The 11785-nt window shown below is 73.0% G+C and carries 10 protein-coding genes and 1 rRNA gene; 8 read left to right on the top strand and 3 right to left on the bottom strand.

The features are described 5' to 3' along the window. Window positions 1-136: 136 nt before the first annotated feature. Together rrf and AB0M16_RS04760 are read left to right on the top strand one after the other, a co-directional pair. Window positions 137-253 (top strand): 5S ribosomal RNA (gene rrf, locus AB0M16_RS04765). Between the two features lie 127 nt (window positions 254-380). Continuing rightward, window positions 381-1130, top strand: coding sequence for a Crp/Fnr family transcriptional regulator (locus AB0M16_RS04760; protein ID WP_365338713.1), 750 nt, complete (start codon window positions 381-383; stop codon window positions 1128-1130). Here AB0M16_RS04760 and AB0M16_RS04755 read toward each other — a convergent pair. Then, the gene (locus tag AB0M16_RS04755; protein ID WP_365338711.1) at window positions 1110-1754 is read right to left on the bottom strand and encodes a Pycsar system effector family protein; all 645 of its coding nucleotides are present in this window, start codon (window positions 1752-1754) and stop codon (window positions 1110-1112) included. The two genes, AB0M16_RS04760 and AB0M16_RS04755, sit on opposite strands and share 21 nt — an antisense overlap. A 284-nt stretch (window positions 1755-2038) precedes the next feature. Between AB0M16_RS04755 and AB0M16_RS04750 the strand changes: the two genes are divergently transcribed. The 4 genes from AB0M16_RS04750 (at window position 2039) to AB0M16_RS04735 (ending at window position 8203) form a co-directional block, all read left to right on the top strand. Further along, window positions 2039-2839: a hypothetical protein gene (locus AB0M16_RS04750; RefSeq protein ID WP_365338709.1), complete on the top strand. Its 801-nt coding sequence runs from the start codon at window positions 2039-2041 to the stop codon at window positions 2837-2839. Between the two features lie 87 nt (window positions 2840-2926). Next, window positions 2927-5128 (top strand): hypothetical protein, encoded by a 2202-nt coding sequence (locus AB0M16_RS04745; RefSeq protein ID WP_365338706.1) that lies wholly within the window; start codon window positions 2927-2929, stop codon window positions 5126-5128. After that, a complete protein-coding gene (locus AB0M16_RS04740) occupies window positions 5125-6852 on the top strand; it encodes a hypothetical protein (protein ID WP_365338704.1) in 1728 nt (575 codons plus the stop codon). Before AB0M16_RS04745 ends, AB0M16_RS04740 begins: the two co-directional genes overlap by 4 nt. Further along, window positions 6842-8203 carry a DUF4407 domain-containing protein gene (locus tag AB0M16_RS04735; protein ID WP_365338702.1) on the top strand — a complete coding sequence of 454 codons (1362 nt, stop codon included), beginning with the start codon at window positions 6842-6844 and terminating at the stop codon, window positions 8201-8203. The genes AB0M16_RS04740 and AB0M16_RS04735 overlap by 11 nt, the downstream gene beginning before the upstream one ends. A 49-nt stretch (window positions 8204-8252) precedes the next feature. Here AB0M16_RS04735 and AB0M16_RS04730 read toward each other — a convergent pair whose 3' ends face one another. Then, complete coding sequence (locus AB0M16_RS04730; protein WP_365338700.1) at window positions 8253-8867, bottom strand: antibiotic biosynthesis monooxygenase; 615 nt, start codon at window positions 8865-8867, stop codon at window positions 8253-8255. 284 nt (window positions 8868-9151) lie between these two features. On the opposite strand from AB0M16_RS04730, the gene AB0M16_RS04725 reads away from it, so the two are divergent. Both AB0M16_RS04725 and AB0M16_RS04720 read left to right on the top strand, forming a co-directional pair. Continuing rightward, window positions 9152-9862: a DUF4232 domain-containing protein gene (locus AB0M16_RS04725; RefSeq protein ID WP_365338698.1), complete on the top strand. Its 711-nt coding sequence runs from the start codon at window positions 9152-9154 to the stop codon at window positions 9860-9862. Window positions 9863-9952: 90 nt separating this feature from the next. Beyond that, entirely contained in the window at window positions 9953-10435 is a 483-nt protein-coding gene (locus tag AB0M16_RS04720; protein ID WP_365338696.1) for a cupin domain-containing protein, read from the top strand. On the opposite strand, the gene AB0M16_RS04715 is transcribed toward AB0M16_RS04720, so the two are convergent. Then, on the bottom strand, window positions 10420-11541 hold the full coding sequence (locus tag AB0M16_RS04715; protein ID WP_365338694.1) for a threonine synthase: 1122 nt from the start codon (window positions 11539-11541) through the stop codon (window positions 10420-10422). The two genes, AB0M16_RS04720 and AB0M16_RS04715, sit on opposite strands and share 16 nt — an antisense overlap. Between the last annotated feature and the right edge of the window lie 244 nt (window positions 11542-11785).

The following is an 11785-nucleotide window of genomic DNA, read 5'->3' as shown; positions in this document are numbered from 1 at the left end:
CGGATGTGGAAGCCCAGTAATGGGTGGAGCTGACCGGTACTAATAGGCCGAGGGCTTGTCCTCAGTTGCTCGCGTCCACTGTGTTAGTTCTGAAGTTGCGAACTCCCTTTGCCGGTCGAGTTCAACTTCATAGTGTTTCGGTGGTCATAGCGTTAGGGAAACGCCCGGTTACATTCCGAACCCGGAAGCTAAGCCTTTCAGCGCCGATGGTACTGCAGGGGGGACCCTGTGGGAGAGTAGGACGCCGCCGAACAATCATTGTGGGAAAGCCCCGCACCTCATGGTGCGGGGCTTTTCTGCGTTCACGGGCCGACGGCCGTCCGACGACCGGGAACGGGGCTAGCCTTGGCCGTCGGGCACGTGGGCGCGGAGGAGTGACCGTGGGGTCGGATGACGAGTGGGGATGGCCGGAACGAAGTCTGCTCGGGGTGCTGTCCGCTCCCGCGCGGACCGAACTGCTCGGCCTGGGTTCGGAGTTGACCCTCGGAACCGGGGACGTGATGCTCACCGAGGGCGCCACGGACCGGCATCTGTACGTGATTCTCAGCGGGTTCGCCAAGGTCACCGCGACGGTCGAGAACGGGCAGGAGTCGCTGCTCGCCGTCCGCGTCGGGGGTGACAGCGTCGGGGAGATGGCCGCACTCGACGGGGCTCCGAGGTCGGCCGGGGTCGTGGCCTGCGGGCCGTTACGGGCGCGGGTGATCGGGCCCGGGGCCCTCCACGGGCTCATGATGCGGCGTCCCGAGGTGGCGATGGCGCTGACCCGGATCGTGGCCGACCGGCTGCGCTGGGCCAACCGGCGCCGGCTGGAGTTCCGGGGCTACCCGGTGAAGGTGCGTCTCGCGCGGCTGCTGGTGGAGTTCGCCGTCGGATACGGGCGGCCCGAGCCGGGCGGCGGGCATGTGATCGGCTTCCAGCTCACCCAGCCCGAGCTCGCCGCGCTCACCGGCGCAGCCGAGACCACGGTGCACAAGGGGCTGCGCGAGCTGCGGGACGAGGGACTGCTCGGAACCGGATACCGGACGACCACCGTGCACGACCTCGTCCGGCTCGCCCGGGCGGCGGACCTCACCGAGCCCTTGACGCCCGACCCGCGACGGCTCCGCGGATCAGCCGAGGAGCGGCCGTAGCAGCAGACAGAGGCCGGCGGTGGTTCCCATCACCGCGGTGCACATCACGGCCGCCGTCACGCAGCGGTACTTCCGCAGGGCCACCTCGGAGAGGAAACGGATCATCGCGCGCAGCTGCAGCTCGTCCTCGTCGGACGGCGAGGGTGCCGGAGCGGTGAGCGGTAACAGGTCCGGGGCGGTGGCCAGCCGCACGAAGCTGTAGTCGTTGGGGCCGGTGGGCCGCCAGATCCGCGGTCGGAGCGCCAGCGCGAGCGAGGCCGCGCCGCCGAAGAGGCCGCAGACGAAGAGGACGAGCAGGACGCCGGCCGTCCAGCCGAGCGGGCCGCCACGCCGCCAGCCGTCGAGCGCCGTCTCGCTCCACAGGCCCGCCGTACCCACGAGAGCCGCCTGCACGGCGGAGAGGATGCCGGCCTTGGCGTCGGCGTGCTGGTGCGCGGTCTGCAGGACGGGCAGCATCGCGTGCGAGGCGGTGGTGCGGGCGGGACCCGACGGGGCGGGCACCGACGGGGCGGGTGCCGGCAGGGCGGGACCCGACGGGGCGGGCACCGACGGGGCGGGTGCCGACCGGGCGGGACCCGAGGGGGCGGGCACCGACGGGGGCGGGGTGGGCGGGACGGATGTCATGGAACCTCCAACGGCGTTCGGACGGAGTTCCATTGAGCCGTCGACGCGCCGTCCGGACCAGGCACATCTACGGGATCGGGCGACATCGCGAGATCCCGTACTTCCACGGGGTGCGGGGCTCGGTCCCGGTGTACGACTGGCAGGGTGACCGCTGCCCCACGGGGGTGGGCAGCGGTCCGGGAGAAGCCTGCCGCTTCGGCTTGTGTGCCGTAACTGACCTCGTTCGCAGATAAGTTGAGGGTGCGGCATGCTGTCCTCCCGATGTGACGGACGAGGAGGACGGGATGTCTGTAGGTGCGATGGGTGTGTTCGACAGGCGGCTGCTGCTCGCCGTCGACGCGCGGGGATACGGGAGCGCGGACACCGCGCGGCAGCGCGACATCCATACGGCGTTGCCCCGGCTCCTGTCGGAGGCCGCCGAGGCGGCGGGCCTCGACCGGGCCTCGTGGGTCCGCCAGGTCGCGGGGGACTCCGAGTTCGCGGTGCTGCCGTCCGGTTCCGACGAGCAGGCGCTCGTCGAGCCGTTCATGCGCCGGCTGGACGCCGGGCTGCGCGCCCACAATCGCGACCGTGTGCCCGGCGCGCGGCTCGCGCTGCGCGCCGCCGTGCACTTCGGTCCGGCCTCGGCCGCGCCCAACGGTTTCGTGGGCCCCGCGCCCGTCGAGATCTCCCGCATCCTGGAGAGCGACCCGCTGCGGCGCGCCCTCGCGGCGACGCCGGACGCGGCGCTCGCCGTCGCGCTGTCCGCACCGGTCTTCACGGAGCTCGTCGCCCAGGGGTACACCAACTTCCGGCCCGAGGAGTTCCGCGAGGTCGTCATCGAGAAGAAGGAGTACCGGGGGCGGGCCTGGCTCTGGGTGCCGGGACACGACGTGCACGCCATGGACCTCGGCGATCCGGAATCCGGTTCCGTCTCCCCGGCGGGCTCCGGCGAGCCCGCGGCCGCCGCTGCGCCCGCGGCCGCCGCCACGGCACCGGCCCCGGCGCCCGAGCCGGCGCCGGCCCGCGACGGCGGCGACACCGCCACCACCAATCTGTACGGAACCGTCATCAACGGGAACGTCGTCTTCGGGATTTCCAAGTGATCGGAGCGGACGAGGAGACGGGGGTGCCGCGTGGGGTCCACGGATCGGCCGGTGGGAGACGACGGCGACGAGGGGGAGGGAAGCGGAGTGTCCGATGAGCGCCCGCAGTTAGCCGACGAGGCGAACGGGACCGCCGGTCCCCGCCCCGTCCCCGAGGCGCCCGCGCCCCCGTCCGCGGCCCCTTCCGGGTCCCCGTCGACGGCTTCCTCCGGCGGTGACAACCACGTCTACAACAACTTCTACGGCCCCCAGTACCACGGCCGTGCCCATTTCGGCATCGCCACCGCCGCGGAGCGGTCCGGGCGTGCCCGCGCGGCCACCGGCCTCCTCGAAGGGGACGAGATCGACGGCCTGTTGCGCTCGTACATCCGCCCCGACTGCTTTGACGACGCGGCCCGCGAGCTGTCCCGTACCGGCGTCGTCGTCCTGACCGGTCCCCAGGGCACGGGCAAGCGGTCCGGCGCGGTCGCCCTGCTCCGGGAGACCGTCGGCCCGTCCGCCGACTACGTGGTGCTCTCGCCCGACATCAGCCTCGACCAGCTCGCGGAGCGCACCTTCGACGCGGGCGTCGGCTATGTCGTCCTCGACCGCACCGAGACGGCCGGCGCCCTCGGTGGCACCGGGGGCACCGCCGGTCCCTCGTCGGACTTCGACTGGCGCCGCGTGCGCGACCAGGTGCGGCGCCACCGGGCTCGCCTCGTGATCACCACCGTGCACGGCGTGGACGGGTTCCCCCCGGAGGCCGTACGCCATCTGTCCTGGCGGCCCCCGGCCCTGGACAAGGTGGTACGGGCCCGGTTGGTGCAGGCCCGTGTCCCGCAGGAGATCGTCGCGCGGGCCGTGGCCGGCATCCCGCCCCGCTGCCCCATCGCGGTGGTGGCCGAGGCGGCGCAGCGGATCGCGGCGGGCGCCGACCCCGACCAGGCGTGGAAGGAGCACAGCGGCAGCGCGCCGCAGGCGGTCCAGGAGTGGTTCGGCGTCGAGGAGGAGCGGAGCCTGCGCGAGATCGCCGAGGTCACCACGCTCGCTTTCGCCCCCGGCATCGGGCGGCGTGCCTTCGAATCGCTGCAGGGCATCCTGGAGCGGCTGCTCGAACCCGTGTACTTCATGCCGGAGCGCGCGCCGGTCGCTGCCGACGCCCTCGACACCGCGGGGCGGACGACCGGCGACGTCCAGGAGCCGCAGCCGCGGCGGGCCCGTCCGGTGGACCGGCGCCGCTCCCTCGCCCGCAACGACCTGATCACCACCGAGATGCACGTCTACGGCGCGACCACCCGCGAGGTCATGGTCTTCGCCGACGCCGAGCTGCGCCGCTGGGTGCTGCAGGCGCTGTGGCGCGACCAGCCCACCGAATACTGGGACGCGGTCCGGCACTGGCTGGGGGCGGTCGTCGAGGCCGACCCCGACCCCGCGCTGCAGCACTCCATCGCCACCGGGCTCACGCTGCTCGGGCACATCGCCTTCGACGAGGTCGTGCAGAGTTATCTCGACCCGTGGGCGCGGGGCGAGGGCGGCGAGCGGGGGCAGAACCTCGCGCTGTACGTGCTGTGGTACATGTGCCTGGAGGAGACGCAGGCCGCCGCGGCGCTCACGCTGGTCCGCACGTGGGCGCAGTCGGCCCACCCCACGCTGCGGGGCACGGCGCTCCTGGCGTTCAGCGGCCAGCTCGGCGTCACCTTCCCCACCGACGCCGTGAAGTGGCTCTGGGCGGTGCTCCGCAGCGGCGTGCTCGACAAGCGGGAGGAGCGCGCCCTCGGGCTGCGGGCCTGGGCGCAGCTGTTCCTGACGCTGGTCGGCTGCCAGGCGGACGCCGGCCGGGTGCTCCGAGCCCTCGCGCACCGCATCAGGGAGGAACGGCGCACCCGGTCGGCCGCCTATTCGCACAGCGGTCTGCTCGTCCTCGAAACCGCCCTGTGGGTCTTCACCGTCACCGAACCGCTCTCGGGGCGTCCCGCCGTCGCCCGCTACCTCGCAGACCGGCCCGAGGAGACCGAGATCGTCGCCGAGCTGTGGGCGGCGACCCTCTGTTACCGGCCGCTGCGCAGGAGCGCCCTGTCCGCCCTCCTCGTCACGGCCCGCGCGCTGCCCGCCGTGACCTCCGACCCCACCACGGCGGCCGCGCGACTCGGTCACGCCCTCGCCGCCGCGTTACCGCAAGTCGAACACTCCTTGGTCTCAGGTGAGTTGGGCCGGCTTGCGGCTTCCCGTCACGCTCGCGCCACCGATCCGGACTGCATGGCGGCCCTGCTCGGCGCCCTGGACTGTGTGAAGGACAGCCACCCACGATGACCACGATCCGCAGGACCTATCCCCTGGTGGAGGAGCGCGTTCTCGCTCCCGCCCCCCGCACCGGCCGCCGGTTCTGGAGCCGGCCGGCCCGCTCGTACGACGAACTGCCCCGCGTCGCCGCCCACCAGGTGCTCGTCTACCGCACCGGCGACCAGTACCTCACCGACCACGGCGTCCGCGGGCCCGAGGACGAGGCCGTCCTGAGCGCCGGGTCGGTCACGGTCGTGGACTGCCGCACCGCCGTGCCCGTCACCGTCGGCACCGACGTGCCGTCCGCCGAGACGGACGGCTTCACCGTGCAGGTCGCCTTCCACTGCACGGTCACCGATCCCGTGGCCGTCGTCCGCGAGGGTGTCACCGACGTGGAGTCCCGGCTGCTCGGATACCTCCGGGCGCTGCCCGGACTCACGGACGTCACCCAGGAGTGGCCCCTCGACGCGGGCAAGGAGGTCTCCCGTCGACTGACCGCCCGCCTGATCGCGTACCTGGAGATGGAACCGCCGCGGATCGCCGGGCTCTCGGTCGGCGACCCGTACCTGACGGTCCTCACCCCGGAGGAGTTCGCCGCGCAGCGCCGCCGCGCCGACGAGGAGCGGCGCGAGGCCGAGCAGGACCGGGTGAAGGAGGCGGTGCGCCGCGAGCGCGCGCTGATGGAGCACGAGCGCGAGAAGGAGCGCGAGCGGATGGCCGCCGAGCGCAGGGCGCTGGAGATGCGGCACCAGCAGGAACTGGAGGACATCAAGCGGGCGTACGCCCAGAAGGCCGACGCCGAGGACCAGCACTACACCCACGTCCTCAGGCGCAAGGACAACGAGTTCGACCGCAACGAGGCGATCAAGGACATCGAGGACTTCGGCACCGACCCCGCCAACACGGACGTCCTCGCCCTGCGCAGGGGCGAGATCTCGTACTCCGATCTGGCCGAGCGGCAGCGCGACAGCGACCGGCTGCGGCGCGATCGGGAGCGCGAGGACGAGGAGCGCCGCTGGGAGTACGCCGAGCGGCGTCGCCAGGCGGAGCGGGAGGACCTCCGCTACAGCCTGGAGCGCGAGGACCGGCACCTGGACGTCGCCCGCCAGGACCGCCGTGCCGAGCTCGACGCCGCCCGCGAGGAGCAGCGCGAGCAGCGGGCCGCGGACCGCGAGGACCGGCTGCGGCGGCGCGCGGAGCAGCGCGAGGACGTGCTGGCCGAGCGGGCCGAACGGCGTCACCGGGCCGACCGGCGCGACAGCGTCAACCAGGAGCTGGGCCGTCAGATGATCAACCGTGGCCTTCTCGACAACGCGCCGCTCGACGCGCGTGCCTTCGTCGAGCGCCTCAGTTCCGGACAGGGCGTCCTCGACCAGGAGCCGCCCGCCGCGCCGCAGGTGGCGGCGTCCGGCCCCGCCCCGCAGCTGGAGGGCGGCGACGGCGGTCCGTCCACCGACCGCTCGGACGAGCGCCGCCCGTCGTACGACGAGGAGGCGCCCTACGAGAAGGGCGAGTACAAGGAGGCCACGTACGAGAAGGGGGAGTACGGAGCGGAGCACACCCCGCGCGACGGCGGGCGCGGAGCACCGCACGAGGACGACCGGTACGGCGACGGGTACGCCCGCCGGGACCGGTCCGCTCGCGACGGCGACACCGACGGTGACCGCGACGTCGACGTGGACGGACCCGCGCACCGTCCCGTGATCGCCGACGACGACCTCGGTGAAGCGGGGAGGGAGGAGCGTGGCCGCTGACACCCCCGTACGCCCGCCCGAGGAGGACTACGACGCGTGGACGGCCGGGGCAGGGCCCGCGCGGCGTCTGCGGGGTGCCCGCCGGAGCGGCCGCGGTCCCGCCGTGTTCCTGCGGCGTCTGATCGGCATCCGCGAGGAGATCCTCGACCGGGAGAGCGCCGAACGCGCCCGCTACACCTGGTACGGCGCGATCGTCCTCAACACCGCGCTGCTGGGCGGGGCGTCCATGGCCATGGCGATCGGTACCGTCCGGGAGGGCACGCCCGTCGTGGTGGCGGTCGTCGTCGGCCTGGTGTGGGCGTGGATCGTGCTGGCACTGGACAGCTGGCTGGTCTCCAGCACCCACGGCTACACCGGCGGACGGGCGGTCCGCATGCTGGTGCCGCGGCTGTTCCTTTCCGTGGTGCTCGGCCTCACCATCGCCGAACCGCTGCTGTTCCAGATCTTCGACCGGGAGATACGCCAGGAGATGGCGGTCGCCCGGGAGCGCGACCTCGCCGACTTCCGGGGCGGCCTCACCGCCTGCAACCCCCTCGACGGCAAGGACACGACGGACCGCGCCGACTGCGGCGACTTCCACCTGACGGTGAAGGGCGCGCCGGCCTCGATCAAGGAGGACATCGCCGACAACAACGGCGCCGTCGCGCGCCTGGACCGGCAGATCGCGACGTACAACGACGCCCTCGACAAGAAGCTGGCCACCGAGCGGCGCGAGTGTGCCAAGGAGCGGTGGATCTGGCGGGGCAACGGCTGGGACACCACCGAGACCTGCGAGCGTGCCCGCGCCGACACCAGCGCGTACCGGCGGACGAGCAAGGTGGCCGAGTACGAGGGGAAGCGTGCCGAGCTCGTCGCCAAGGGCAACACCCTGGCCGAGCAGCTGATCGACACCGGCAACGCCTACCGGGCGGACGTCAAGAAGGCGATCGACGCGAAGGTCGCGGAGCGGGAGAAGTCGCAGCAGCACGACGGACTGCTGCTACGCGCCGAGGCCCTGTCGACGGTGGCGTGGTCGGACGGCTTCGCCCTCTTCATGATGTTCCTGCTGCACGCCGTGCTGCTCCTGGTCGACGCGATGCCGGTGCTCGCCAAGCTGATGAGCGGCCCTTCCGAGTACGACCGCAGGCTCGGCGAGCGGCGTGAGGCGAACCAGCGCATCCACCTGGAGGACCAGGACGTCCAGCGCCAGGTGGCGGCGATCGAGCACGAGGTCCGGCGGTACGCCGCCGAGGTGCGCGCCGAGGAGGACAAGGCCCGGCTGGGCCACGCCCGCTACCAGGCGCGGGCCGAGCACGCCCGCAGGGTTCGCGAGGAACTCGACGCCCGTACCGCTCGGCTCCTGGGCGAATGACGCCCGGGCCGGCTCCTTCGGGGAGCCGGCCCGCCGGGCGTCCCCGCGCTCAGACGTGCGGGACTGCCGTGGCGAGGAGCGTGTCGAACTCCTCGAGGCTGCGGGTGGTGACGCGGGCCTTGGCCGTGGTCTCGCCGCGGACCGCGGCCACGGGGCTGCGGGACGCCGCGAGCGAGGCGCGGTCGGCGAAGAGGCCGCCGACCGCGGCCCTGCCGTGGTCGCGGTCGACGAGCAGGGAGATGCCCTTGAAGCCGGGCATCGCCTCCACCCTGGGCAGCGCGGTCTCCCGGAACGCCGTCACCAGAAGGTCCACGTCGGCCGGCGCGACGTCCATCCGGACCAGTCGGAAGCCCGCGCCGGGGCCGAGGTCCTCGCGACGGCGGGCGACGGCCGCCTGCCAGTTGTCGACCGTGGCCGTCGTCGCGAAGGGCGACAGCATCTCGGCCCGCCGCTCGCGCAGGCTCTCGTCGCTGGCCTGCCGGGACGCCTCGTCCTCCCACCACGACCCCACCAGGAGCTTGCCGACCTCGCGGTCGACGAACAGGCCCATGCCCCGGAAGCCCGGCTGCGCCGACAGCAGCTCGCGCCCTTCGGTCCGGAGCGCGTCGGCGACCTCGTCGAGCCGAGCCGGATCACCCGTTGCGTAGATGGTGCGCACGTACATAGCGGCCTTCCTGCCTTCCGGTGGCCCCCGGTGACTGCTCGTTCTTCCCCACCTTCCATGCGACGGCCGGGGCGGGGGACGGGCAACGCGGCGGGGGCGTTCGGGTGACGCCGCCGAAGGTGGCTCCGGTCGCGGTGGGCGGATTCCGGTCGTCGGCGGGCAGGCCTGGCGGGCGACAGCGGGGCGTTAGCCGTACGCAAGCGGGACGGCAAGGGCGGACGGGAAGGTGTACCTGGCACCGGGTTCGGGGCCGTCCGAACCTTTCACTCGGGGGAGAAACCACCATGCGTACGCACCGCAAGTACACCGTCCTGGCCGTCGCCGGCGTCGCCGCCCTCTCGCTGGGCCTGACCGCCTGCGGCGGGAGCGACGCGACCCGGGACGAGGGCGCGGCCGGCGCCGCGCCGACCGCCTCCGCCTCCTCTTCGGCGTCCACCTCTTCGGTCGTGGCGGGGGACGGCACCACGGGCGGTGGGTCCACCGCGCATGGGTCCACCACCGGCGGCGACAACGGGACCGGCGGGTCCTCCACCACGAAGGCCTCCCAGAAGAGCTCCTCCAAGGCCGCGTCCTGCACCTACAAGGACGTGAAGATCACCGCAGCCAAGGTGGACGAGACGCCCACCGAGCACATCGTGCTCACCGCGACCAACACCTCCGGCCGCGCCTGCCGGCTCGACGGCTACCCGCTGATCGCCTTCGGTGAGATCCAGACCGCCAAGGACGTTCCGGCCGTGGCCAAGAGCAAGCCGGCTGCGCCCGTCGTCCTGGAGCCGGGCGCCCCGGCGTACGCCAACGTGCGGATCGCGCTCGGCGGCGTGCACGAGGACAACAAGGTCGTCAGCTCGTTCAACGTGAACCTCTTCGCCGGCGCCGACCCCGCCGAGGGCAGCGTCGTCGTCAAGGCGCCCGCCGGTGGGCTGGCCGTCGACGAGGCCGCCGCCAGGACGGGGTACTGGACGCCGGAACTCCGCAACGGTGCCGACGAGTTCTGACCGGACGCGCGGGCGGGAATGACCACCGGCGCGGGGGCGGTTCCGTAGAAGGCGGGACCGTCCCGCGTGTCGTCGACGAACGGAGCCGCCATGTCGTACCCCGAAGCCCGCTACCACGGCGAGACGGGCGAGATCAGCGCCGCCTTCCGGCCCGCCGGCACGCCGCCGGAGTTCGTCTCGCCGGGCGGCACGCGGACGCACTACCTGGCCACCACCGCTTCCACGGGCGGCGAGTTCGGGCTCTACCGGATCGACATGCAGGCCAGGGCGGGCGGCCCGGCCACGCACTTCCACCGGACCATCTCCGAGACGTTCTTCGTCCTCGACGGCACCGTGCGGCTCTACGACGGCGAGCGGTGGGTCGACGCGAAGAAGGGCGACTTCCTCTACGTGCCGACCGGTGGCCTGCACGCCTTCCGGAACGACGCCGACGAACCGGCCTCCATGCTGCTGCTGTTCGCACCCGGCGCACCCCGCGAGCAGTACTTCGAGAAGGTGTCGACGGTGGCCGGCATGACGGACGAGGAGCGTACGGAGTTCTTCGTCAAGCACGACACCTATTGGACCGACTGAGCCGCCAGGCCCGTCTTGGCGCCCGCGCCGCACAGCGGGACCACGATGGTCCCCGGGCGTGGCGCGGCGCGTACGGCCGCCCAGCAGGCGACGCCCGTCGGCTCCACGTACAGGCCGCGCCGTGCCAGGTCCGCCTGGGCGGCGCGGATCTGGTCCTCCGTCACCGTGAGGAAGGTGCCGCCGGAGCGCCGTACCGCCCGCAGGATCTGCGCCGCGCGCGGCGGGTTCGGGATGGCGATGCCCTCGGCGAGGGTGGGGCGCGTCTCCGCCGGTCCCGGCAGCTCGTCGGCGCCCGCGCGGAAGGCGTGGGCGAGCGGGGAGACGGCCTCGGCCTGTACGGCGACGAGCGTGGGGCGGCGGTCGACGAGTCCGTGGGCGTGCAGCTCCTCGACGGCGAGGGCCGCGCCGAGCAGCAGCGTCCCGTTGCCGACGGGGACGACGAGAGTGTCCGGGAGCCGGCCGCCGAGGTCCTCCCACAGCTCGTACGCGTAGGTCTTCGTGCCGTGCAGGAAGTGCGGGTTGTAGACGTGCGAGGCGTAGAACACCCCGGGCTCGTCGGCCGCCTCGCGGGCTGCTCGGGCCGCGGCCTCGCGGTCGCCGGCCACCACGCCCGTCCGGGCGCCGTGGGCGCGGATCTGCTCCAGCTTCTTGGCGGAGGTCCCCTCCGGTACGTACACGGCGCAGTCGAGCCCGGCCCGGGCGCAGTAGGCGGCCACCGCCGTGCCCGCGTTGCCGCTGCTGTCGGCGATCACGGTGCGCGGCCGCAGCCGGTGTGCCAGCTCGGCGAGCATGACGGCGCCCCGGTCCTTGAAGGACAACGTGGGCATGAGGAAGTCGAGTTTGGCCGAAACCGTGTCGGTGAGCGGCACCAGCGGTGTGCGGCCCTCTCCGAGGGTCCCCCGGGGCGTCGCGGTGGCGAGCGGCAGGGCCTCCGCGTACCGCCACAAGGAATTCACACGTGACGGGAGGGACGCGAGTGGCACCGGCGCGGCGGTGAAGTCGAGGTCCCAGGGGCCACGGCAGTTCGGACAACACCAGGTGAGGGCGGACGCGGGGGCGTGCGTCCGGCAGCGGGGGCACACGTAGGCGGTCATGATCCCCAGCATGGCAGGCGTGTGGCGGGGGCGTTACGTCCCGCCCGAGGCCCTTGTGGGATTCCTATGGATCGGTCAATCTTTCGTCTCGGCAGCCGGACACGCGGCCGGAGACGGCGGGCGGCGGGGACCTCTCCCTGTTGTCTTGTCATGTCCCTGACTGAATGTTGCCGGTTCCACGGCCCCACCCGTTCCACGGCCCCACCCGTTCCACAGCTCCACGACCCCCACAGCAGCGCACCACCAATGAGGAGGA

The organism is Streptomyces sp. NPDC051921 (assembly GCF_040680975.1).
GTDB lineage: Bacteria > Actinomycetota > Actinomycetes > Streptomycetales > Streptomycetaceae > Streptomyces.
This window is presented reverse-complemented; position numbering and strand designations above follow the sequence as displayed.